The organism is Pseudomonas sp. SAS7 (assembly GCF_052112345.1).
Lineage (GTDB): Bacteria > Pseudomonadota > Gammaproteobacteria > Pseudomonadales > Pseudomonadaceae > Aquipseudomonas > Aquipseudomonas putida_Q.
Map to the genome: position 1 here is coordinate 428,708 of NZ_JBEGGO010000003.1, position 23,549 is coordinate 452,256.

The 23,549-nt window shown below is 53.8% G+C and carries 25 protein-coding genes and 2 pseudogenes; 8 read left to right on the forward strand and 19 right to left on the reverse strand.

Features of this window, described 5'->3' with window-relative positions; all coding sequences use genetic code 11:
• Window positions 1–100 precede the first annotated feature (100 nt).
• Together ABI582_RS07760 and ABI582_RS07765 are read left to right on the forward strand one after the other, a co-directional pair.
• Window positions 101–514 carry a low affinity iron permease family protein gene (locus ABI582_RS07760; RefSeq protein WP_442118877.1) on the forward strand — a complete coding sequence of 138 codons (414 nt, stop codon included), beginning with the start codon at window positions 101–103 and terminating at the stop codon, window positions 512–514.
• Window positions 515–652: 138 nt separating this feature from the next.
• Entirely contained in the window at window positions 653–1,057 is a 405-nt protein-coding gene (locus tag ABI582_RS07765; protein WP_161990102.1) for a response regulator, read from the forward strand.
• Here the strand turns inward: ABI582_RS07765 and ABI582_RS07770 are convergent.
• The 5 genes from ABI582_RS07770 to ABI582_RS07790 all read right to left on the reverse strand — a co-directional run bounded on the left by ABI582_RS07770 (window position 1,023) and on the right by ABI582_RS07790 (window position 2,901).
• The gene (locus ABI582_RS07770; protein WP_442118878.1) at window positions 1,023–1,454 is read right to left on the reverse strand and encodes a response regulator; all 432 of its coding nucleotides are present in this window, start codon (window positions 1,452–1,454) and stop codon (window positions 1,023–1,025) included. The two genes, ABI582_RS07765 and ABI582_RS07770, sit on opposite strands and share 35 nt — an antisense overlap.
• A gap of 288 nt (window positions 1,455–1,742) precedes the next feature.
• Window positions 1,743–2,183: a DNA methylase gene (locus tag ABI582_RS07775; protein WP_442118879.1), complete on the reverse strand. Its 441-nt coding sequence runs from the start codon at window positions 2,181–2,183 to the stop codon at window positions 1,743–1,745.
• On the reverse strand, window positions 2,180–2,404 hold the full coding sequence (locus ABI582_RS07780) for a DUF2188 domain-containing protein (RefSeq protein WP_008091008.1): 225 nt from the start codon (window positions 2,402–2,404) through the stop codon (window positions 2,180–2,182). Before ABI582_RS07780 ends, ABI582_RS07775 begins: the two co-directional genes overlap by 4 nt.
• Window positions 2,405–2,420: 16 nt before the next feature.
• Window positions 2,421–2,579, reverse strand: a complete 159-nt coding sequence (locus ABI582_RS07785) for a hypothetical protein (RefSeq protein ID WP_442118880.1) — start codon at window positions 2,577–2,579, stop codon at window positions 2,421–2,423.
• A 28-nt stretch (window positions 2,580–2,607) separates the two neighbouring features.
• The gene (locus tag ABI582_RS07790) at window positions 2,608–2,901 is read right to left on the reverse strand and encodes a DUF6555 family protein (RefSeq protein ID WP_008091005.1); all 294 of its coding nucleotides are present in this window, start codon (window positions 2,899–2,901) and stop codon (window positions 2,608–2,610) included.
• Window positions 2,902–3,706: 805 nt separating this feature from the next.
• On the opposite strand from ABI582_RS07790, the gene ABI582_RS07795 reads away from it, so the two are divergent.
• On the forward strand, window positions 3,707–4,501 hold the full coding sequence (locus tag ABI582_RS07795; RefSeq protein ID WP_442118881.1) for an OBAP family protein: 795 nt from the start codon (window positions 3,707–3,709) through the stop codon (window positions 4,499–4,501).
• A 213-nt stretch (window positions 4,502–4,714) separates the two neighbouring features.
• Here ABI582_RS07795 and ABI582_RS07800 read toward each other — a convergent pair.
• Window positions 4,715–5,080: pseudogene (locus tag ABI582_RS07800) on the reverse strand (alpha/beta hydrolase fold domain-containing protein); the annotation flags it as partial.
• 15 nt (window positions 5,081–5,095) lie between these two features.
• A complete protein-coding gene (locus tag ABI582_RS07805) occupies window positions 5,096–6,022 on the reverse strand; it encodes a LysR family transcriptional regulator (protein WP_442118882.1) in 927 nt (308 codons plus the stop codon).
• A gap of 261 nt (window positions 6,023–6,283) precedes the next feature.
• Between ABI582_RS07805 and ABI582_RS07810 the strand changes: the two genes are divergently transcribed.
• Genes ABI582_RS07810 through ABI582_RS07820 form a run of 3 tightly spaced genes read left to right on the forward strand, consistent with a single transcriptional unit; the run spans window position 6,284 to window position 9,067 of the window.
• On the forward strand, window positions 6,284–7,720 hold the full coding sequence (locus ABI582_RS07810; RefSeq protein WP_442118883.1) for an NAD-dependent succinate-semialdehyde dehydrogenase: 1,437 nt from the start codon (window positions 6,284–6,286) through the stop codon (window positions 7,718–7,720).
• 10 nt (window positions 7,721–7,730) lie between these two features.
• Window positions 7,731–8,069, forward strand: coding sequence for a carboxymuconolactone decarboxylase family protein (locus ABI582_RS07815; protein WP_325950689.1), 339 nt, complete (start codon window positions 7,731–7,733; stop codon window positions 8,067–8,069).
• Entirely contained in the window at window positions 8,066–9,067 is a 1,002-nt protein-coding gene (locus tag ABI582_RS07820) for an NAD(P)H-quinone oxidoreductase (protein WP_325950687.1), read from the forward strand. Before ABI582_RS07815 ends, ABI582_RS07820 begins: the two co-directional genes overlap by 4 nt.
• 107 nt (window positions 9,068–9,174) lie before the next feature.
• Here ABI582_RS07820 and ABI582_RS07825 read toward each other — a convergent pair whose 3' ends face one another.
• Window positions 9,175–10,068 carry a dihydrodipicolinate synthase family protein gene (locus ABI582_RS07825; protein ID WP_442118884.1) on the reverse strand — a complete coding sequence of 298 codons (894 nt, stop codon included), beginning with the start codon at window positions 10,066–10,068 and terminating at the stop codon, window positions 9,175–9,177.
• Between the two features lie 439 nt (window positions 10,069–10,507).
• Between ABI582_RS07825 and ABI582_RS07830 the strand changes: the two genes are divergently transcribed.
• Window positions 10,508–11,143, forward strand: a complete 636-nt coding sequence (locus ABI582_RS07830) for a LysE family translocator (protein ID WP_442118885.1) — start codon at window positions 10,508–10,510, stop codon at window positions 11,141–11,143.
• A 223-nt stretch (window positions 11,144–11,366) separates the two neighbouring features.
• Here ABI582_RS07830 and dapA read toward each other — a convergent pair whose 3' ends face one another.
• From dapA to ABI582_RS07860, 6 genes and pseudogenes are all read right to left on the reverse strand, one after another.
• Entirely contained in the window at window positions 11,367–12,233 is an 867-nt protein-coding gene (gene dapA, locus ABI582_RS07835) for a 4-hydroxy-tetrahydrodipicolinate synthase (RefSeq protein ID WP_442118886.1), read from the reverse strand.
• A 278-nt stretch (window positions 12,234–12,511) separates the two neighbouring features.
• Window positions 12,512–13,429, reverse strand: a complete 918-nt coding sequence (locus ABI582_RS07840; protein WP_442118887.1) for a DMT family transporter — start codon at window positions 13,427–13,429, stop codon at window positions 12,512–12,514.
• 336 nt (window positions 13,430–13,765) lie between these two features.
• Window positions 13,766–14,188, reverse strand: a pseudogene (locus ABI582_RS07845) (Lrp/AsnC family transcriptional regulator).
• A 9-nt stretch (window positions 14,189–14,197) separates the two neighbouring features.
• A complete protein-coding gene (locus ABI582_RS07850) occupies window positions 14,198–15,568 on the reverse strand; it encodes a pyridoxal-phosphate dependent enzyme (protein WP_392519048.1) in 1,371 nt (456 codons plus the stop codon).
• 236 nt (window positions 15,569–15,804) lie between these two features.
• Window positions 15,805–16,125: a DMT family transporter gene (locus ABI582_RS07855; RefSeq protein ID WP_262109749.1), complete on the reverse strand. Its 321-nt coding sequence runs from the start codon at window positions 16,123–16,125 to the stop codon at window positions 15,805–15,807.
• 90 nt (window positions 16,126–16,215) lie between these two features.
• Entirely contained in the window at window positions 16,216–16,902 is a 687-nt protein-coding gene (locus ABI582_RS07860; protein WP_325950665.1) for a B3/B4 domain-containing protein, read from the reverse strand.
• A gap of 45 nt (window positions 16,903–16,947) precedes the next feature.
• Between ABI582_RS07860 and ABI582_RS07865 the strand changes: the two genes are divergently transcribed.
• Entirely contained in the window at window positions 16,948–17,550 is a 603-nt protein-coding gene (locus ABI582_RS07865) for an XRE family transcriptional regulator (protein ID WP_442118888.1), read from the forward strand.
• Between the two features lie 101 nt (window positions 17,551–17,651).
• On the opposite strand, the gene ABI582_RS07870 is transcribed toward ABI582_RS07865, so the two are convergent.
• The 5 genes from ABI582_RS07870 to ABI582_RS07890 form a co-directional block, all read right to left on the reverse strand.
• Window positions 17,652–18,857: a trans-sulfuration enzyme family protein gene (locus tag ABI582_RS07870; RefSeq protein WP_442118889.1), complete on the reverse strand. Its 1,206-nt coding sequence runs from the start codon at window positions 18,855–18,857 to the stop codon at window positions 17,652–17,654.
• Window positions 18,858–18,873: 16 nt separating this feature from the next.
• A complete protein-coding gene (locus ABI582_RS07875) occupies window positions 18,874–20,427 on the reverse strand; it encodes an amino acid permease (RefSeq protein WP_325950661.1) in 1,554 nt (517 codons plus the stop codon).
• A gap of 160 nt (window positions 20,428–20,587) precedes the next feature.
• Window positions 20,588–20,965, reverse strand: coding sequence for a RidA family protein (locus ABI582_RS07880; protein ID WP_325950659.1), 378 nt, complete (start codon window positions 20,963–20,965; stop codon window positions 20,588–20,590).
• Window positions 20,966–21,052: 87 nt separating this feature from the next.
• On the reverse strand, window positions 21,053–22,468 hold the full coding sequence (locus ABI582_RS07885) for an aldehyde dehydrogenase family protein (protein ID WP_262109739.1): 1,416 nt from the start codon (window positions 22,466–22,468) through the stop codon (window positions 21,053–21,055).
• Between the two features lie 2 nt (window positions 22,469–22,470).
• The gene (locus tag ABI582_RS07890; RefSeq protein WP_442118916.1) at window positions 22,471–23,520 is read right to left on the reverse strand and encodes a homoserine dehydrogenase; all 1,050 of its coding nucleotides are present in this window, start codon (window positions 23,518–23,520) and stop codon (window positions 22,471–22,473) included.
• Window positions 23,521–23,549 lie beyond the last annotated feature (29 nt).

Consider the following 23,549-nt stretch of genomic DNA (forward strand, 5'->3'; position numbering starts at 1 on the left):
ATCGTGCCCACCTTTCGCAGCATCCGCCAAATGTAAAAAATGATTTCTGATCACGCGGGCGGTCAACTGAGTAAGCGCAACGTATCAGAGGGAGAGCATCATGAAATTCGCGCAATTCTGCCAACGGCTGTCAGACCAAGCAGGCAGGCCAAGCACCTTTCTCATCGCCATCGTACTAATCACGATGTGGGCAGCCTCCGGGCCTTGGTTTCATTACAACGATACGTGGCAGCTGATTATCAACACTTCTACCACGATCATCACATTCCTGATGGTCTTCCTAATTCAGAACACTCAAAACCGGGACAACGACATCATCCATCTCAAGCTGGACGAGCTGATCCGGGCGACAAAGTCTGCCGAGCGATCCGTCCTTGACCTCGAAGCACTGGACAACAAGCAGTTGCATGCGCTGCGAAAGGAGTACCGGGCGATGGGCGAGAAATGTGATCAGGAATTACCTACGGCCGACGCCGATCCCGCTCAAGCCCCCAGCGAAGCCGCTATAAAATGATGTGAAATTTCTTTCAGATAGTGCGAGTGAATTTTCCCGGCGAAAGCGATGTCGGAATGATATCGCGCGTCGCCATGCCGTTGCGGCGGTTCAAGGTTGGATGGCTTTATTCACGTGCGCTTGGATGAGAGTACCCTGATGATTGAGCCAAAACTCCCCGATATGCCTCCCTCAGTTCTTCTGGTGGAGGATGAACCCGCCCTCCGAGAAATGATCACGATGCTGCTGGAAGATCTAGGCGCAGCCGTGACTGCGCTGGCGACTGCCGATGAAGGCATTGCGATGCTGAGACTGCAACCATGGTCACTGGTGATTACCGATGTCCGGACTCCGGGAGTCTCGACAGGATTGAACCTGGCTTGGATCGCACGTAAGGAACTGCCAGACACCGACGTCATCGTATCCAGCGGCTATCATCCTGAAATGAGTGAGGCACTACCTCAAGGCATCCACTTCCTCCAAAAACCCTGGCCGCTAGAACGTTTCATAGAGTGCGTGAAGCCTTATCTCATGCAGGATGTTGATCAACGTCCTGCTGCGTAATACCGGGCTTGCGAACCAAGGCCTTGGCGATTGTCGCAGTCAGCTCTTCGACCGACCATGGTTTGAATAAGAATTCACTGGATAGACCTTCACCTAAGCTCTCCAACTGGAAACCGGAAGTCAGAATAGTGGGAATGTCGGGCCACTTTCCCCCCACCATCTGCAGGAACTCCACTCCCTTCAGTGTGCCAGGCACACCGTGGTCGGCGATTATCAACGAACAGTTGCCGTGGTTTTCAAGAAGATGGATGAGGGCATCCTCCGCATTACCAAAACCACACGCATGAGCACCGAGCTCAATCAGGATGTCTACGAGCAGCGTTCTGAGTGTTACATCGTCTTCAACGACCAGCACTGTGTGTCCGCGTAGCGATAGTCCTTCGGCCTCGAGCTTCATGGAACCTCCCGTCCTGAGATCTTCCAGTGTTCCATGCTAAAGGCATCGGGTCGATGAAGGCATATGGCCATCCGCACACAATCAGGAGCATACGCCGCTCGAAACGCACCTCCGCACTGCGGAAACGCCGTAGTGCTCTGCCGTTGGGTCTGTTCACCTTGAGGATAGTATCGGCCGGGCTCGCCCTGGAGGTGGCAGTTGATTGCGTAAAGTTCCAACGCTGGCATGCACTTAGGCTCGCACTGATAGCCTAGGGCGGCGGTCTCAGTCGTGCCCTTCCAAGAGTCCTTACAGCTTCTCGTTATCGAGCAGTGCGGCAGCTTCTCGCATGAAAATCTCCAAAGTTTTAATGCCAATTCCCTCAAAACTTAAAAGCCAGCGTTGGAATGTGGGCAGGTCAATGAGACCCTGGCGTAAAAAGCTGAGCTGAGCATCCAAATCACTGGACAGCCCCGTCCCCAACGCATGCAGTCGTCTCGCAGTGGACTGGTCATATCTGGCATAACCCGCTTGGCCAAGCCATACGACCAGCTGTTGGTGAGAGCATCGGGCGAGCTTGGCGGGGGTGTCCAGGCCATGCCGATCAACCAAGCTCCGATAGGTCTCCACCGCGACAGTTGAGCGAATCCTTTTACCGATAAGAAAGCTTGCGAGCAGCCACTTGTACAAACCGTGACTGCTCGTGTCGCTGAGCTCAATTCCAAGGTCACTAGCGGTGACTGGGATCACCCCTTTGAACGCCTCGGATCAGCAGAACGCGGGTAGGTGCGTTCTTCTTCGATGGTGCCATCCGCCTTGTGGATCTTCACCGATACTGTTGTGCCGTTAAAGAAGTCGGACAGTGAGCTAACCAGTTCTTGCTTGGTGGCTGCACGCTTCGAAGCACGTTCAGCGCCGGCTTTTTTGAGTTCCCAGCCATCGGCGGTTGGGCTCAGGTGATAGGTATCCATGCGTAGCTCCTCGGATCTAGATCGACTCTGCGTCGTCTTGAATGTCTTCCTCCGCCTCTGCTGCGTCCGTAGCATCGGCATCATTCAAAGGCGGCGACGTGGGCTTTTCCGGGTCGTTGATAAATGGGACATCGCTTGGCCCTTTTTCTTCCGGGCCCTCAATCATAGGTTGCATAGCTACCTCCAGTTTGATCTCCCTGGCGCTACGCGCCACCTGCCCCTTCCGAAAACTTCTTAAAATCAACAGGGGTAGGTATGAACTCCGGCCCCTGCCCCGCTAACCTCCATCGCACTTCGGAAATGCCATAGCGCTCGGCCAAAGGCCGGCTCACCAGCTTGACGTTGTGCTGACCAAACCTCGGAATAATGCCGACACCAGCATCGCAGCTCGCCCAGTGCCAAGCAGTAGCGTTATCCATCTTCTCGAGACGGATGATGAATGTCCGGTGATCGCCGTGCAGTTCATACTCGATCACGTACAGTTGTAGTGCTGACACAAGAATCCCTTCCTATAGGTCATGCCCTATGGAGGTGTCGAATGCGAGAAAAATTCAGTTGAGAAACCGGAATGGCTCTGTGCTGCCCTATCTGTCAAATCTCATCGATGGCAGGCTCATCACGCTCAATCAATTCAGAGCGTCGCATTTTCCGCGAAGCGGCTGAGTAAGCGGTGCGCGCAGCCGTGAGGATGGAAGCCCCGCAGGGCCGAGATTAAGTAAACCTAGGCTCGGTTCACGACAGCCGTGCCGTACGTCACGCACTACTCCCTTCAATCTTCCCGGGCCCGGCGATTGCCCCACTGCCCAAAATTTGGGGGTATCCGTTGAGCTCTTAACCGACCCTCCCCGCAGTAACCAGGTGCCTATCTGAATCTGCTGGATGTGAGCGTGCCCCTAATACGGCTGTCGAGAACCGATCCCTGGCGTCGCCAGGGATCGGCCCTAACGGGCTTCCATCCTCACGCCTCTGGCCCTTTGGGCCGGCGCGCTCCGCTTGCCTTTTTGACCACAAGATTCAACCACGTGAACCGTCGCAAATCTCAGCCGCAGATCACGCGCATATGGCTGGCTTTGTGTTAGGAGAATCCGCTGATGACATTGTCGGGACTCTTCTTTCACTCAATTTTCACGACACCTAGGCAACACTTGCCCTATCCCTACGTGTGATAGCAGCTCCCATTAGCCCGCCTAGCAGCGGGCTTTCTTTTGCCTGAAATTAGTCCGACCCAGGCCGTTTGTCTTCTGAATTGTCCGTTCTGCTGGCCCAGGCTGTCCCTCAAGGACACTAGCTAGAGCCAATCTCATGCCACAACTCATCAGATTCATAACCCTTCCCCTGGCCTGTAGTTTTCTGTGGGCTTGCTCTGCCCCTGAGACAAATTCGCCAGTGGAGACACCTGGTAGGCCCGAATCAGCAAAGACTCAGCTGCTGGAAGCCGGAGCCGCGACCTTGCAGGCCAAGCCGCCCATTGAGGCTATTAACGCCTACCTGGGTGGCTTCCACTTTTACAACGGACATCCTGATGTGCAGATGGAAGCGCATCACTACTGCTCCATCCTGAATGAGGATGTCATCCAGTGCGTCATCTTCGACGGTAACACCAAGGAAGCGAAGATCATGGGTGTCGAGTACATCATCGACGTGCAGCTGTTTGCTGGTCTGCCGGCCAAGGAGAAGGCGATGTGGCACAGCCATGGCTATGAGGTTTCATCCGGGCAGTTGATCGCGCCGGGTATCCCTGCAGCTGCAGAACATGCGCTGATGGAGCGGCTTGCCCATACCTACGGGAAGACATGGCACACGTGGCACACCGACCAGGACAAAGCCCTACCGGTGGGCGTTCCGCAGTTGATGATGGGGTTCACAGCGGATGGCCAGGCTGATCCAACGATGGTCGAGCAGCGGAATCGGCGTCTGAGAGTGGATGCGGCAAAGACCAAAGCTCAGCGGGCTGACATTCAAATCCCTGCGGCTGATCCGAAGGCGGATGGTTGGCAGCACGGCAACGTCATTCAGATCACCGATCCAACCGGTGCTCATCTGCATCAGCCCGCCACATCGACACCTGAGAAAGCGAATAGCCGATCCAGCCAATGAACAGGAAGACGAGAACTGGACGTGCTCGTGATGAGGCGGCTGTCGAAAACCGGAGCCTGGCCTTGCTAGGTTGCGGCCCTCCGGGCTTCCCTCCGCACGCCTCTGGCCCCTCCGGGGCCGGTGCGCTCCGCTTGCTGCCTAGTTCACATATGGAAGCCAAGCGGAGCAGCAGCATTCGCTATCTGACTGGCTGTCTTCGACTGATTTTTGCGATTACTTCAGGTGCTGCTTGACCGCCTGAGCGGCTTGACTCATCGCATCACGGACGCTGGGAACCGGGGCGAGTACATTGAGTAAGCCGTAGTCGTGAATCATGCCGTTGTATCGAACGGCAGTAACCGGCACGCCTGCCGCATTGAGCTTACGGGCGTAAGCTTCACCCTCGTCCCGCAGTACATCCATTTCGGCAGTCTGTACCAAAGCTGGTGGTAGGCCTTGCAGCTGCTCCAAGGTAGCGCGCAGTGGTGAGGCGTGTATGTCACGTCGCTGTTTGGAGTCGGTGGTGTAGTTGTCCCAGAACCATTTCATCATACCGCGAGTAAGGAAGTGGCCATCGGCAAAGCGGTTGTAAGAGCCGTTAGGTTATCCAGGATCTTACTTAACGAGTTCGGTTGTGATGGCAGACAGCTGACCACCGGCCTGCACTTTCAGAGCTTCGACAAATCGGGAAATTTTTGCGTCCACAAACTGGCGCGATGAGTACACGGCATATACGTTGCGCTCTTGGGTGTAGTAGTCCGGTAGCACTCGCACAAGTGTTCCAGACCGCAGATCGTCGATTGCCGAAAAACCCGCCAGCAATCCAATCCCGGCACCGTCACGCACGGCGACGGCCATGGCTTCCATATCGTTCACGCTGAAACTGGGCCCGGTGGGTGCGAATGTCACGGAGCCTGACTTGCTCATCAACTGCCATTCATCCCGGGCGTAATCAACCGTACTCAGTAGCAGGCATTGATGATCGCTCAGGTCGTCGGGATGAGTCGGAATAGGATACTGCGCGAGGTACTCAGGCGAAGCGACCAGAACGCAGTGGCTGACTCCGATTTTCTGGCTGACGTACGCAGAGTCAGGCAGTGTCCGGGCAATCAGAATCGAAAGATCCAACTGATCTTCCAGCAGGTTGGGCATCCGTTGGGACAGCACAAGATTGACTGAAACCTCCGGATATTCCTTCCGGTAATCAAGTACAGCGCGTGTGATCAGGTGGCGCGCGAGGCCAGGGACACAGTGCACCCGCAACATACCTTTTGGCTCTTGGAGCGTATCGCTCGCTTCAGCTTCGGCATGTTCAAGGTCAGCCAGGATGGTACGGCAGCGCTCGTAGAATCTACGACCAGCGTCGGTCACTGATAGCCGTCTGGTTGAACGTTGCAGCAGGCGGGTATTGAGCATCGTTTCCAGCGCTGAAACGGCGCGCGACACATTGCCCACGGTCGAGTCGAGGTGATTGGCAACGGCAGTGAAGCTCCCCATTTCGACGACTTTTACGTACACAGACATGTTGGCAAGCTTGTCCAATTTAACAGTCCTCAGGGCATTTCCTATGCGTGCTTTGCGCACGCCTGATGTAAGAGCTGGGCAGCAAGGTTAGGCCAGAGCGTACCTCAAAACAGCTTCACGATATTTCCTCTGTGCACAACATTGCTTCCCATTCTTCGGACTAAATCAAAGCTGCTGCCCTCCATAGACTTGATTGCACAGGCCGACTGAAGCGGACTCGCCACAAGCGACACCCGCCTCAGCGGTAATGAAATTCCTGACAATCAATGAGAGGCACAAATGAACGCATTCTACGATTCGCTTTACCTGTTTATCGGCGGTGAGTGGATTGGTACACAAGGGCGCGATACCGCTGCGGTCATCAACCCGGCCACCGAGAACGAGATCGGGCGTGTCCCTCTTGCTACTGCTGAGGATCTTGATCACGCCCTTGACGTGGCTGAGCACAGCTTCCAGCAGTGGCGTCAGACGGTACCCGACCAGCGTGCGAAAATCCTGAAGCGTGCTGCTGATCTGATCCTGGAGCGCGCTCCCCACATTGCCGCCCAGATGACTCTGGAAGAGGGTAAGCCTATCAGCGAGGCGATGGACGAAGTCACTCGTGCCGCCGAGTATTTCGAGTGGTTTGCAGAGAGCGCTCGGCGTATTGATGGCCGCGTCGTCCCGGCCAACCGACCAGGTGTGCTGCAAATGGTGAAGCGCCAAGCGATCGGCCCAGTGGCGGCGTTTACGCCTTGGAACTTCCCGGCCATCACGCCAGCTCGTAAGTTGTCAGCCGCTCTCGCGGCAGGATGCAGTGTGATCCTCAAACCGGGCGAAGAAAGCCCTTCTACCGCACTGGCCTTAGCGCGGGCGCTCGACGACGCTGGGCTGCCCAAGGGGGTGCTCCAGGTGGTGTTCGGTGTGCCTGACCAAGTCTCCAGCCACCTGATCGCCTCGCCGGTCATTCGCAAGGTGACATTCACCGGCTCTGTACCCATTGGTCGCCTGCTATCTGCCCGAGCGGCTGAGGGTGTTAAGCCCATCACGCTCGAGTTAGGTGGGCACGGCCCGGTACTTGTGTTCGATGACGCCGACATCGAAAAGGCTGCCGTCGAAGGTGTTGCTAACCGGTTCCGGGGTACAGGTCAGGTCTGCATTTCATCTACTCGCTTTCTTATTCAGCGAGCGGCCTACGACCGCTTTGTCGAATCCTTCGTTAAGGCGACCAAGGCGCTGCGAATTGGTAATGGCCTGCACCCTCACACTCAAGTAGGGCCACTCGCAAACCCACGACAGTTGGCAAAAATGGAAGATCTGATTGCTGACGCCATGGCAAAAGGCGCACGCGTTTTGGCCGGTGGTGAGCGTTTACCGGGGCAGGGTTTCTTCTTCGAGCCCACGGTGCTGATCGATGTGCCCATGGATGCTCGGGTTATGCAGGAGGAGCCTTTCGGGCCTATCGCGATCCTGATGCCCTTTGACGAACTCGCCGACGGCCTGGCGGAAGCCAACCGGCTGCCATACGGATTGTCCGCCTACGCCTTCACCTCCAGCGCACGCACGGCAATCGATGTAGCCGATGGTCTGGAGGCCGGAATGATCGGCATCAACCAATACCGCATCGTCGCAACTGAACTGCCGTTTGGAGGCCTGAAGGAAAGCGGCCATGGCTCCGAGGGCGGTATTGAGGGTATCGAGCATTATCTCACCAACAAATTCATCAGCCAGATCTGAAGGCGATTCCATGTCGAGCATCAACTTCAGCAGTCCACGTGAGGCTGCCCGGGCCTTTACCCCAAAACTCTCTCAATTCGTGGATTCAACGCTGTATCCGCAGGTCTGGAGCGATCCGGCGCTATCCCCACGTGACCGTAGCCTGATCACCATCACGGCTCTGATTACTGGCGGACACGCAGACGAGCTGCCTGCGCATCTGCGTCGTGCGGTGGCAAATGGCGTCACCCATGAGGAAATCGCTGCCGCCATCACTCACTTGGCGTTTTACGTCGGATTTCCAGGCGCTATCACGGCGTCCGCTATTGCCAACGCTACCCTGAATTCCGGAGAGAGTATCCAACCATGAAAGCCATTCAATTCGAAACGTTTGGTGGTGCCGATGTGCTGCAACTGGGAGATGCTCCCAAGCCCGAAGTGCGACCCAGCGATCTGCTTGTGAGGGTATACGCAGCTGGGGTCAATCGAGCTGATCTGACTCATCGAACCGGTGGCTACGGACGCCCAAACTTCGGTGACTCTCCCATCATTGGGCTGGAGATCGCTGGAGAGGTTATCGAACTAGGCAGCGCCGTCACCGGTTATACGGTCGGTGATCGGGTCATGGGTGTCGTCGGCGGTGGTGCTTATGCAGAGCTGGCACGTATCGATTACCGCATGGCTATGCCCATCCCGGCGCAGTTGGATTACGTGCATGCGGCAGCTATTCCTGAGGTGTTCGTCACCGCTCATGAGGCGATGCTGCACCTAGGGCAGTTAAAAGCCGGCGATTCGGTGCTGATCCACGCGGCTGCGGGGGGCGTTGGCTCGGCGGCAGTCCAGTTGGCTTATGCGTCGGGTGCAACGGTGTTTGCCACTACCGACTCCAGCAAGCTGTCCCGGATCGAACACCTCGGAGCCGATTACGCCATTGATTACAAAACACAGGATTTTGCCGATGTGATCGCGACCACTACAAATGGTCGTGGTGTAGATGTCATCATCGATTTTGTGGGTGAGCCTTATTTTACGCGTAACTTGGCGTCGTTGGCTAAAGGAGGTCGTCTCGTTCAGGTCGGGATCCTTGGAGGCGGCGGGAACGTGAATTTGAAGCTGGAAGATATTCTGTACCGACATGTGCAGATCATTGGCACCGTCATGAAGTCACGGACTCAGCCCGAGAAGCACGACATGATCCGGCGTTTCCGGGAAAGCTGGCTGAAGCGTTTCGAGGGAGGGGGCAGCCTGGAGCCGGTCGTTGATAGCACCTTCCCGCTGTCGCGTGCGGCAGATGCCCACCGCCGAATGGAGTCATCTGAAAACGTCGGCAAGATCATTCTGACGATGCAGCCAGTAGACTTGGTATAACGCCTAAACGCAGTACCCACGTCATTAATAGACCCTTGTCCGCAAGGGTCTACACAATTCGACCTTCAGCGCCCCGCACATTGCGGGGCGCTGAGCCAGTGGGCAACCTAGCTCAGTTCAAGCGCTTCGAGTAGTGCATTGAGTTCTTCCCTTGCCTGGCCTTCGACACTTCTGAGTGGCTGAGGAAGACTTGGGGCAGACACCAATGATAGGAGCTCCGCCGCTGCGGCAACCACCCTCAAGCTCCCACCGCTACGGCCAAAAATTTGCCAAAGCGGCAGCAGACGATTTGAAAGTTTCTCGGCCTCCTCAGCATCACCGCGCAGGGCTGCTCGTGTGATGGCCAGCGATATTTCAGGGAACACCCCCCCGATCACCGAGTACCAAGCCTCACATCCAGCATTGAGGCCGGTAGCGGCAGAGGCATCTCCACTCACACCAATACTCACGTGTGCCGGAATCAGCGCCCTAAGCCGATCCACGCGAGCCTTCGCCTCAGGGAGCGAAGCTGGCACACCTGGAATCTTGATCGAACGCACGTTAGGGAGATGAGCAATGCGACCGTGCAATTCATCCGAGAACGTAAAATGATTAGTGCCTGGGTTGTCGTATACACAAAGTGGCACGGACAAATTTGATGTGACTGTTTTGTAAAAGTCAAAAACCTCAGTTTCATTCAGCGCTTGGTATGACAAAGGAGGCAGTAGGACAGCGGTAACCCCTGCCTTCTGAGCATCCTCAGCGAGCTCCAAGACGAGCTTCGTACGCAAAGAGCCAATGCTGACCATGACAGGCGTGGACTCGGCATGCTCAACAGCCAATTGTGCTAAGCGCGCCCTTTCAGCTCTCGATAAGTAGGCATAGCTACCAGTCGAACCAAGTGCGCCAATCGAGTCGACACCAGCCTTGACGAGGCGTGAGATCAAATGAACATATGATGCTTCATCGACTTGATCCTCGTTCATTGGGGTTAATGGAAAAGCACACAAGCCAGTAAACATACCAATTACCTCTCATTGATCCCAAATCACACCGCGGTTTCAAGAGTTAACCTCTATGCCGCACTGGATTGGCAAATTTCTACTCGGCAATGCTACAGCTACCAGATCCGGCCTATCTTCGAAGTTTCTCTGAGCGCCGCTTCAAAATGGGCAGCACAAGGCTCGCATGACCCAGCGCAGCCATTCCTACGCCCACCAACAACGGCGCACGCAGGCCGACCCTTGGGCACGGCAGCCAGCCTCCCTCACCACAAGGCTGAGGCGCCTTAGGAAATGTGCTGCACCAAGAAGTCACCAAGACAGCTAGGGATCCTGCGCGTCTTGATACCGCCTGATTCAACTGGCTGCCCATTCCCCGTCAGCGTCAAGGTCGTTATATTGACCGTATCGGTCAATGAAATCTATAGTTACAGACCTAACCGCCCCACGCGAGCCCATCATGCAAGCTGATCTCCATCACATGTTGCTAGTTTTCTTGGTCTACATCATTGGTGCTGCGAGTCCAGGGCCAAGCAACATGCGGATAATGGGGGTCGCTATGCAGGATGGGCGCAAATCAGCGCTGTGCCTTGCTGTCGGCGTGGTAAGCGGATCACTGTTCTGGGGAAGCCTGGCAGCCACTGGGATATCAGCAGTGCTGGCAAAATATGCCCAGGCCCTAGTGATCATGAAGATTTTGGGCGGGGCTTATCTGTTGTACCTGGGGTTCAAAGCAGCTCGATCCGCGTTGAAGACCGATGAGCAGCTTGCTAATGGGGCTAGCGTCCCACGGAGAGCATCTGGACTCCTGCTTTATCAACGAGGCCTCCTGATGCACTTGACCAACCCCAAAGCTCTCCTGGGTTGGATCGCAACCATGAGCCTAGGCCTGGGTGCAGAGGCCTCACAATCAACCGTAGCTATCATCCTTACAGGGTGCGCATTCCTAAGTGTCACGATTTTCTGTGGTTATGCGATTGTTTTTTCGACGGTACCAATGATTCGTGCCTACCAGCGTGCCCGTCGCCTCATTGAAGGCTCTCTGGCTATGGTGTTTGGCGCTGCAGGGCTAAAGTTGCTGTTTACTCGTTTCTGAGGTCTTTCCATATCTAAATTGCCTTGGCTTCATGCGCCACAATTTAGCTCTTCGCACTCAGCAAAGGGTGTGCTCAGCCGAAGCCAGCAACAACGACCAAGCCTGTACCCTTGCGGCTACAAAAGCCATTAATGCAGCCGTTGTAAAAAGCTTACACCTGTTACATCGGGGGCTCGCCATCACGACGGCCACCGATGCTCCGAATAGAGACCCGCGTGCTGTCCTAGATTTCAAGCTCGCTCAGTATGTGAACCAGTCTCTGCCGTGTAACGGCAGTACAACGCTGCATCGGCTCGCGCAGCTCGCCATTCAGTATTCCCTGAACCTCAAGAGCAGCCTTTACAACAGCCGGATTTGGCTCGGCAAAGGCCATCTGCATCCAAGGCAAAAGGCGATAGAACGTCTCTCGACCTCCAAACACATCGCCCTCCTCCAGTTGCTCCTGCATTTTTACGTAGAGATCAGCCCTGACATGGGCCGAGGCGGATATAGCTCCCGCCCCGCCCAGACACAGACTGTTGAACAGCTGTGAGTCTTCACCAGCCAGCACTTGAGCATGGCCATCCTGGATCAAGGCCATCGTGGTTTCGCTATCGCCGCCGCAATCCTTGACCGCGTTGATACGTGGATGCAGGACGATCCTTCTAAGCGTTTCCCGTTCGATCCGAGCTCCAGTCCTGTAAGGGATGTCGTAAACAATGACCGGAACGGAAGCTGCATCCGCAATCGCGGTAAAAAAGGATTCAATACCTATTTGCGAGGGTCTGATGTAATACGGTGCCGGTACCAGTAGGCCTGCGATCTCACGCTTCTGAATTTCCAACTGGAATGCCAGCATCTCGCGCATGTTGTTGCCCGAAAGCCCCATCACGACCTGCGATGGCCGCACCCAAGTGAGCACAGCATCGAGCACCGATAACTGCTCAGCTTTTGAAAGTGCAGCTGCCTCTCCCGTGGTGCCGCAGACCACAAACCCGGCAATGCCATCAGCGATGAGCTTCTTTACCAGACGCTCTAAAGCATCAAAATCAATCTCAGATGACCGGAATGGCGTAACCAGGGCAATCCAGATTCCACGAAAACTCGACATGCAAAACTCCTATTACTGACAGAAAGTGACCGTCAGAGGGGTAAGAGTCGAAAGAGGTCTGGTAGGGATACCTAGCGCCATCTGTCTCGTCAGCCCACCTGACGAGACAGCGCGCCTCAGTCAGATGAGCGGCTGTTTCTTGGATTTCTTAGCAACGGCAACGCACAGACGTGCGAAGGCCTTTAGGCCAAAAGCAATTCCTGCGTGATTGAATTGAGTCATTGTAAATGCTCGTTGCGTAAGTCTTGGAGAATAATCGCCGCTCACGAACGCAAGCGTCAACTGGCATTCTGCTCGTTTTTCAAGTGGGGCTTTCTACTTATTACTCTAAATATCAACGATTTGAGCTGATTGGCCGAACGTAACTCACTGATCAACATCCCAAAGACGATGAGAGCCCCTCCGAGCAAGTTAACGCTGGTTAACCTATCTCCTGCAAGGAAATAGCCGAATACACCACCAAACACCGGTTCAGCTAAAAGAATCAATGCAACCTTCTGGGCTGGAATCACTGTTTGTGCTTTGGTTTGGACTACGTACGCGAGGGCCGTGCTCAGTAATGCAAGCAGCACCACAACCATCTGACTCTCCACGTCAGCAGGCACTGAGAACTCACCCGCTCCCAAGCTCCAAGCCAAGGAAAGCACGCCAACCGTGAACAACTGGATCACCGCGAAAGCCTGTGGCGAGCCCGAAAAGCGTCCTTTAGCGAGAACCACAATGTGAGCCGCAAAGAAGACAGCACACAACAGGATCAGCAGATCACCCACGTGAAACTCAAACCCTCTGGCGCTCAATAGGCCCAAGCCCGCCAAGGCAATGACAGCTCCTGTCAGCTGGATGCTACTGGTCTTTTCACCACTCACGAAATACAGGATCAAAGGAGTGAAAACCACTGCAAGCCCGGTTATGAATCCAGCATTCGAGGGCGACGTGAGCTGGATGCCTGTCGTTTGAAATGCAAACGCAACGAACAGCACAACGCCCGCCGCCACGCCGACTAACCAATCCTTTCGTCCTATTCTGAGCAACGAGTTCAAAGCGAACGGCAACAGACTGGCCCCTCCAAGCAAAAATAACCAGCTATTGAGGCACGAGGCCGCCATGCCTTGGAGATTATGCTTTGCGACAAAGCTCCAGCCCCAAATAGCTGTGACAAGCACTAGAGCAAACGCCCAAAATTTAGACCTGTTCATTGCGAATTCCATATGCAGAAAGAGTTCATGCTTCTCAGCTTACAAGCTGGTAGGGCCAGGATAAGGTCATACGGATGCTCCAACCGAGCTATGCTTTGGCTTTGCAGTGCCTATCGCCGCCTTCGCCTTTGTGACTATGTTTCTGGCCATAGACCCAAACACGGCACACGCCATGCTCTGCATGCCAATCTGGTTTGCCATCCTGGCTATAGCCTACCGTCGAAAACGTCAGGCACCGCAGCTGGCTAACGAGCCCTCCGCCTCCTAACATAAAGGAGCTACCAGGTCATGCTCCGGTAGCCCCTTTACTTTCAGTGTTTTGCTAGATGAGCTTGCTCAGCAAAAATGTAGGACTGTATTTTCAACGCTAGGCATGGCTGCAATTAGCTTCCAAACCGTGTGAACCCGCGGAGTGGGCCGCTTTAATCCCCACCATCAAATCGAACTCACCGCTCATGACTTCACGAATGGTGACTTCGGGAATACCCTTCACCCCCGTCACCACGTCACCTCCATGTATCCGGTCATGCCGATACAAGAAGATGATGGGGCTTATGGGTGCTGGAGGCTTAAGTCCATCCCCCACCCTAACTGTGTATCAGTGAATTACTCCATCGCGCTACATGTGTTCAATACACTGACGGACTGCGTTGCGCAAAAAGTTACCTTGATACCTAGCTCTGCATGGGCAATTTTGGCGTTGGCGATGAGCTCAATCAGGATCCGCTCACCTTGTGGGTCGAGCAGACGTTTTTTCATGCAGTATCCCTATATGCCTCGAATAAAGCTGGAAAGGCCATCGATATCTCCTTTGCTCAGCACAAGATGATCCACAGACAGACTGGCCGTCTCAGTCACTTCACCTTTCCACATGTCCAGCTCCGCCAAAAGTTGCGAAGACTTGCTGGGAGCAAGCTGCGCCAGGGTGACCATTGGGCTCGCAATGCTCCGACGATGCAGCCTTGCTGCGAGGGCGCCCGTTGCAGTCTGCGGATCGACAGCTGTTCCCGCCTCTTTGTACAAGGTGACCATCTCCGCTTTGACTTGCTCATCAGCAACGGCATACGAGTCAAACAACATCCGTGCCTGCAGCCACTGCTTGTTCCCAATACTCAGCTTACCGGAGTCCTCGAAAGCAGCCATCAGGCGCTGCACGGTACTGCCGTCATGATCATAGAGTTCCCAGATAAAGCGCTCGAGGTTTGAAAAGAGTGAAAAGTCCATAGAGGGGGACAGCGAATGGCTGACCTCTCGGGTAGAGTAGCTGTTTTGATTGATGAAGCGATGCAGAGAGTCATTGGTGTTGGTTGACACAATGACCTGATTGATTGCCAGACCCATTTTTTGGGCAATGAAGCAAGCATAGATCTCGGCGAAGCTCGCACCCGGTATGCTGAAACCAACCGGGCGCACGCCTCCACCAAGCTGCAAGGCACTGTGGAAAAAGAAGACGATCTGAGCTAAGACCCCCACCCAATTCGTAGAGTTGAAACTGATTGGAAGGACATCTTTCACCGGCCAGGCTCTGAGCACTTTGGAAACCAGTGTCTGGCAATCATCGAAGCTACCGCTAACCTCAATCAACCGAACATGATCTGAGCTGGATCCCATCAAACCAGCCAACCGATCGGCAGGCACACCGTCCTGGGGATAGAGGGCCAACACCTTTACATTGGGCACATCTTTGAAGGCTTCGACAGCTGCAAGCCCCGTATCACCATTGGTCGCCCCAATAACGAATGCTTGGCTGGGCGGGGTCAGAAAATATGTAACAAGCCGAGATTGGAGTTGGGCTGCGAAATCCTTGGAAGCCTGCGTGGGCCCATGGTGCAGCTGCAAAACCCATTCATTTGGGCCAATCTGCTGAAGAGGAGCTACCGCTCGGTGGTCAAAGCATTGGTAGCAGTCCTTCAGTATCGTCCTCAAGGCAGAGCTTTCAATTTCACCGCCAACAAATGGGGAAATTACACGAAACGCGAGCTCATCAAAGGGAAGCCATGACCAGCTGGCAATGGCTTCACTATCAAAGTGTGGGAGGCTCTCCGGCACGTAGAGCCCTCCATCAGATGCCATGCCTGAGAGAACAACGCTACGAAAATTGGCAGGCTCAGCAGAACCACGAGTGCTTACGTAGTCCATATTTACTCCAAATAATAATCAAGCGACCATTCCGTGCTGCAAGAGAATTTGTCAAGCAGCCCTAAAACCACTTTATGCACGAAGCATTCGCAACTGAATAGAACAAATCGTATTATTTCATGGTAAAAACACCAAAATAAGAGCATTTTGATGGCGAACCATGCAAATCGAAAAAGCATGCTCGTTTTGGATACAAAAAAGGCCGCCCAATGGCGGCCTTTTGTCATTAATCTAGCTCATGCTGCCGACGAAAATTTCATAAGCAACAAGCCACCTATAATCATAATGGCAGCTAGGATCCTGAGCGAGCCTGCCGGCTCGCCAAGAAATGCAATACCTACAGCGAAAGCGCCAACAGCGCCTATCCCTGTCCAGATAGTATAGGCCGTACCTAATGGCAAACTCTTCATCGAATAGGAAAGCAAAACAAAGCTTGCAACAACTGTAATGATAGTTACAACTGAAGCTCCGACCTTTGTGAAGCCTTCTGATTGTTTCATCGAAAAGGCCCACACAACCTCGAGAATTCCTGCAATTATCAAACTAACCCAAGCCATCGACGGTTCCATTAAGAAGCCGGGTCGTCCCGGCAAGATTAACCCAATTTCAAGGGGTCGTCCCCTGGGCACCAGAACTCTGAAGTTAACTCAAGCTTCGATGAGCTCACTAGTAATTACAGCGCCCGGCATCATTTTCGACAAGCCGGTGACAAGATCATCTGCTGCTGCGTTCAGTGCCTCAATTGGCATTTCAGGCAAGCTTTCGAGAATGAACCACATCTGCTTCGCCTCGGCATCCAGACGGGTTCGGACACCTTGACGCCAGTTCCAACGACGACAGGTGACACCCCGATCATCGCGCCAAATGACCTCACCAGCATCAGGTGGTTCATTCGCAGGCTCGCCACTTTTCATCGTGTCAAACTCTTCACTACCATCAGCGATGGTCAACCGGGGCATGCCAACGTAGGCGGCAAAATTCTCGCCACCCACTGGAATGGCATATTGAATGCTGATTGCATTGTAAAGGTCGACAACCGGATCAATTGTTGGAAGCTTCCCATCTTTTTTGACCCGCTTCAGGAGCGCCTCGGCAGAGCACGGGGTGCGCTGCGGCTTCACACCAAACTTACGGAACGCATCACCCCAAGCAGCGAGATGAGCATCAGCCCAATGTGCAGTGCCTGCCTCAACAACCTGATACGCACGCTCCATCGCTTCAGCAGCTACACCAGGATTGATGATAGGAGCCGCCTCTACGACGACGCTGACGGCTCGAAATCCTGGAGTGAGCTCGGCAATCCTTGGGTCAATTGACGGATGTACAGAAAGCATCAGAGAATCTCCTAAACTGACCAATTTAGAGCATTTTACTGACCGATGACCAAAAAAGTCAATATAACGACCGATCCAGAAATCCACGTCCAACAGGTCAGCGAGGCAGTGGCCAAGCGGCTTAGGGAGGTACGCAAGCAGCAGAAAATCTCTCTTGATGAGCTTGCCCGTCGCTCTGGCGTCAGCAAGGGAATGGTAGTGGAGATTGAAAACTGCAAAGCGAACCCAAGTATTGGCATCCTGTGCAAGATCTCAGCAGCCCTTGGGTTGTCCGTCGCTGACGTCGTGAATGTGGCGAGTACCCCCACGGCCCGCCTAATTGAGGCGCAGGAGATCCCGACGCTCTGGAATGGGCCTGAAGGTGGCACAGCCCGCTTACTCGCAGGCACCAGTGGGCCTAACATGATTGAGCTGTGGAAGTGGGAAATCAAACCTGGTGAAGTTTTCGAGTCCAGCGGCCATCCCACTGGCACCTTCGAGCTGTTTCATGTTGAACAAGGTACGTTGACCCTGGAGATCAGCGAAACAACGCTTATCATTGAGCAGGGTTGCTCAGCAATTGCGAAAACAGATGTCCCACACCGCTACATCAACAATGGAAAAAAGGCCGTCGTTTTCGCCATGACCGTAGCCGAGCTTCATCAGTAATTTTTTCTTAAGAAAAAAAAGCCTCCCGGGTAGGGAGGCAAAGAGGGTTACCTACGAAGATCAGTGATTCGGGAGATTGCATGAGGTCTCCCGAATGAATTTCAGTTACTGAAGGTCTCGTCCAGGGCCGCCGAAATGTCCTTGATCAGGTCGTCAGCATCTTCGAGACCAATCGAAAGACGCAGGTGACCATACTCAAGGAACTCTTTTGGATAGTGCTCGGAGCCACCACGGGCTTCAGGGCCCACATGAACGATGAGCGATTCATCATGACCGATGGAAACGGCTGAAGTAATAACCCTCAGCTTCGCCACGAAGCGGTTCTGCTTGTCAGAATTGCCTTTCACAGCAAACGCCATCACACCGCCAAACCCTTTGCCTTCGAACTGACGACGGGCCAGCTCGTGCTGAGGATGGGACGGCAGACCCGGGTAGTAAACGTAGGCAATGCGGTCATCGGAATCCAGGAACGCAGCCACCTTCTCAGCCGTCGCGAGATGCTGACGGATGCGCAGGGGCAAGGTTACTGAACCACGCATGATCAGCCAGGCATTGAATGGGGAGATGACAGCACCCAGGTCAACCAAAGCATCATGCTTGATCTTGCCGATCAATTCTTTGCTGCCAATCACAACCCCCCCCATGGCGTCACCATGACCATTGATGTACTTGGTCAGGGAGTGAACAACCAGATCAGCCCCTTTGCTCAAGGCGTGGAAGAACGGCGGCGGAGTGAAGGTTGCGTCGACCGACAGCAGAGCACCATGGGCTTTGGCAATTTCTGCCAAGCCTTCGATATCAGCGACCTTGGTGGTCGGATTCCCAATGGACTCGGTGTGGATCAGCTTGGTGTTAGGCTTCATCGCCTTATTCACCGCGTCCAAATCACCCATGTTGACGAAGGTCGCTTGAATGCCATAGCGCTCAGGAAGCAGCTCTGCGAACAGACGCCACACCGCTTCGTAGGTCACGTCGCCGACAACAATGTGATCTCCACTTTTCAGAAATGTGAAGAACACCGAGTGCAGGGCAGCAACACCGGTCGCAAACGCAGCTGCAGCCTCACCGCCCTCGATAGCTGCGAGTTTCTTCTCCAGGCACACCTGGTTGTGGCCTGCGTTACGGGTGTAAACCAAGCCATCAGGGCTCGACCAGTCCATGTCTTCTGGGTCATCAGGAAGACGATAAGAGTTTGCCATGACCAGCGGGGTGCGCACGGCGCCGGTGGTGACATCCATGACGTTGCCACCATGAACTGCCTGGCTGCTAACGCCCAACGTGGCCAGGTTTTCTTTATCAGGACGCATCTTAATACCCTCTTGCTTATTGAGCTTCTTTTAGTGTGGACTTAACAGCCGACTCATCGTTTGGTTCAGCAGCAGTGGTTGAAACTAACTCCTGATTTTCATCAAACCTCAATTTACCGTTTGCGATCCCGTAAACTCGACCTCGAACCACATACCAGCCAATCACAAGAACCGCTGCATAGAAGGGAATAGAAGCTGCGGAGTACGTACCCACTGGATAGTCGCAAGCAATCAGAATGAAGACCAGAACGAAAAATGCCAGCGTTGCGTAACCGCTATAAGGCGCGAACATCATCCTGAATTTAGGTCGTTCAATAAGGCCTTGTTGGGAAAGCTTGAAGAGCTTGAGCTGACAGAGAATAATCACCCCCCAGGCACCAAGCATCAAAATCGCCGTCAACGACATGGCAATTTCAAAAGCCTGGCCGGGCAGAAATGCGTTCATTGCAACGCCAACCAAGGAAGCAATTGTCGTGAACATAATCCCTGCAAACGGCACCCCATTGCTGTTCATTTTCACAAGGAATGGCGGCGCAGACCCTGTTACAGCAAGCGAGCGAAGAATACGTCCGGTGGTGTAAATCCCAGCATTGAGGGATGAAATGGCCGCAGTGAACAACACCATGTTCATGATTGCATCAGCACCGCGCACCCCTATGGCACCGAAGAAGGTCACCAGTGGGCTCACTCCTGGGATATAAGAGGAGCTCGGCATAAGCAATGAAAGCAGCAATATAGTGCCAACATAGAAAACAACAATACGGAAGACAACTGCACGAATGGCTTTAGGCATGACCTTTTCAACATCTTTGGCCTCCCCTGCTGCTGTGCCAACAAGTTCAATACTACCGTAAGCAAACACCACACCCTGTATCAAAATTACAGCCGGCATCACGCCATAAGGGAACCACCCCCCATGATCTGAAATCAACTGGAATCCCGGAACATGACCGTCAATGGGTGTACCAAAGACAACCATGTAAACCCCCACGCAGAGGAATGTAACCAAGGCTGCTACTTTAAAAAAGGCAAACCAGAATTCCAGCTCGCCGAAAATTTTCACAGATACCAGGTTAATACCAGTAATAATCGCTAGCACACCCAGTGCAGAGGCCCATTGTGGGACGTCTCCGAGGAATGGAACATACGCTTTGAAGAAATTCAGGTAAAGCGCCGTCGCAGTGAGCTCAGCAATCGCCACCGTTACCCAGTTTGTCCAATACATCCAACCCGCTGCATAAGCCAGTTTTTCACCATAGAACTCTCGGGCATAAGACACAAATGACCCGGTGGACGGTCTGTGGAGAACCAACTCACCGAGAGCGCGAATGATGAACCATGCGAACACACCGCACACAGCAAATGCGAAAACAAGCGATGGGCCTGCCTCAGAAAGCCGAGCACCCGCACCTAGGAATAAACCACTGCCAACAGCACCACCAATGGCAATCATCTGTATTTGGCGAGCACGTAAGGTCTTTTTGTAACCTACATCCTCTGCACCCACATATTTAGCCCTACCGGTACTCTCAGTAGCCGAGCCAGCAGATACAACTTCTTTAAAGCTCATACGCCAACACCTTGTTATTGTATTACGGCAAGACGAAGCTAATGCACGCCTTACATAAGCAGCATACTCACATATAAATTTCTTCAGCTTTCTACTCCACCAAGGCTAGAATGCGCCTCATTCACAGGAGCGAAAAGCCTTGAGAGATCCAACAATATTCCTAAGGCTGCCCAAAAAAGACTTGAACTTCAATTTCCACATCAACACCCAAAACCAGCTCCGAGACTACCGTAGAACGTGCAGGAAGGTGGGAGCCAAAAAACTCCTTATAGACTTCATTTAAACCATCAAAATGATTCAAGTCCGAAAGCCAAACAGTTGCCTTTACTACTTGCTCAAAACTGGCCCCGCAAGCAGCGAGACTTTCACCAATTCGCTGGCATACGGCTCTGGTTTGAACTCGGATGTCACCTCTAATTACTTCACCAGTCGGACTGACAGGAATTTGACCTGAAAGGAACAGAAAACCACCCGCCCTAACAGCCCTGGAAAGAGGCAGAGGTGCCTGACTAGGGTATCGTTGAATAAGACCGCTCATTTTCACCCCCTGATCCTGAATGAAGGGGAGCTGACGCCCCCCTCTTCCCTACCTATCGAATATCAGAGCCTTAGAGAATCTTAGGCCTTATTCGCTAGGGCCGTTAAGACAAATGACCTTAGGCTGGGTCATGTCTTCGTAGGCGAAACGCACACCTTCACGTCCCATGCTGCCGTATTTGAAGCCACCGAATGGCATCGCATCGAAACGATAATCAGACGAGTCGTTAATCATCACGCCACCCGCCTCAAGCAGCTTCGCGGCCTTCATGGCGGTGTTCAGATTGCTGGTGAAGATGCCAGCATGCAGGCTGTACTCTGGCTGGTTGGCAAGCGCCAGAGCATCTTCAAGTGTGTCGATCTCCTGCAAGATGACGATCGGACTGAACACCTCTTCCTGCCAGACCTTGCACTCAAAGCTCACGTCTTCCAGGACAGTTGGGTAGAACAGGGTACCCTCCCGCTTGTTACCGAGCAGAACCTTGGCACCCTTGCTGACGGCCTCCTGCACAGATTCTTCTGCACGTTTGGCCGCTGCCTCAGAGATCATTGGGCCGACGTCAGTCGCCTCGTTTGCCTGGTTACCCACTACCAACGCGCGCGACTGCTCTACGAATTTCTCCTTGAAGGACTGATAGATTTTGCTATCAATCAGAATTCGTTGAGTACCAATACAGTTTTGCCCTGCAGCCCAGTAAGCACCGGACACACAGGACTCCACAGTAGACTCAAGGTCACAATCGCCCATTACGATCACTGGCGCATTACCGCCTAGATCCATGGCCATTTTTTTCAAACCGGCAGTCTTAGTGATCTGCTCGCCTGTAGCGAAGCCACCAGTGAACGAAATCATTCGCACTGCACGGTGAGCAACCAGCGCCTTACCCAGGTCAGCATCACCGGTAGCCACCGAAACAACTTCAGTAGGCAAACCAGCCTTGTTCAGGTAACTAACCAGCTTGACGGCGGACAGCGGAGCGAGCTCGGAAGGCTTCAGCACTACCGAGTTGCCGCCGGCGATGGCCGGGCCCAGCTTATGAGCAACCAAGTTCAGTGGGTCGTTATAAGGAGTAATAGCCAGGATCACGCCCAGTGGCTCGCGAGTAAACCACCCTTGGCGAGATTCGGAGCCAACATAGGAGTCGAATGGAATCACCTCTCCCGCGTTACGCTTGGCCTCTTCAGCCGAAAGCTTGAGCGTGTTTACACAGCGGAGGACTTCTTTGCGCGCTTGGCGAATTGTTTTACCAGACTCCGCTGAAATGAGTTTCGCGAAATCATCCTTATCCTTCTCCACCAGTGCAGCTGCGTGCTCCAGTATACGAGAACGCTCGGCGCGAGAAAGGCTGCGAGCGGTCACAGCACCGTGCTTGGCAGCATCGATCACCAGGTGAGCAGAGGTCGCTGGTACCTTAGCCACTTCACCAACCACAGAACCATCAAACGGGTTGAATACTGTGATCTCTTCGTAATCTGTAGACAGAGCAATACTCAAGCTATTCATATTCAGATCGCCTGTTTGATTTTGTTCTTGTGGATGCTGATGATGTCGGACAGCAGTGCGTAGGCGGTTTCAATACGGCCAGCCCCAGCACCTACAACAGTGACCGGGCCCAGGAGGTTGGTTTCGAAGCTCACAGCATTCGTGGCGCCACTTACCCCGGCCAATGCATCAGTGTTCGGGAGAAGTTGCGGGCTGACCGAAGCAGTCACAGTACCAGCCGGGGTGCGCTGTGCACTGCCAATCAGCTTCCAGCGGGAATCATTTTGAGCAGCCTTCTGAATGTCTTGGGCAGTGATGTTCGAGATGCCTTCACAGCCCACATCGTTCGGAGTCAGCTTCGCACCCAGCAGTTCATTTGCCAGGATCACTACCTTCAGACGTACATCATGACCTTCAACGTCTGCAGTTGGATCTGCTTCGGCATAGCCCAGCTCCTGAGCCTCCGACAATGCGTCACCGAAGTCGAGACCGGCTTGCATGCTGCTGAGAATGAAATTGGAAGTGCCGTTCAGAATGCCCTTGAAGCCAGTGATTTCCGAACCGGCCAATGTTTCCTGTGCCAGACGGATCACTGGAGTACCGCTCATCACGGCACCTTCAAACTCAAAGGCTGCACCATTCGTCGCAGCCAGCTTCTTCAGCGCAGCCGAGTGGAGAGCCACTGGGCCTTTGTTTGTAGTCACAACGCTAATGCCCTTTTCCAGAGCCCAGCGACAGAAAGTGGTTGCTGGCTCACCATCAACCGGATTAGTGAAGGTGGCCTCAGCAACAATATCTGCGCCAGAAAAACGAATGACCGTCTCGTTGGCCGGCTCAGCGCTACCATTTTCCAGGGCTGCAAAGGCGCCTTTGGCTGCAGGCACAGCTACCAGTTTTCTGGGATCCAGGCCGTCCTTGCCAATTACAGAGCCCAAGAAGATGTCGCTGACGCCAACGATTTTCAAGGTGAAGCCCAGCTCTTCAGCCCACAGCTCATTCTTTTCAGCAACCAGTTGAGCCAGAGCACGGTTTACACCGCCGAAACCCAGCAAAGCAATTTTATATTCAGTCACAGCAACGGCCTCATTTTGTTGTTCACCAC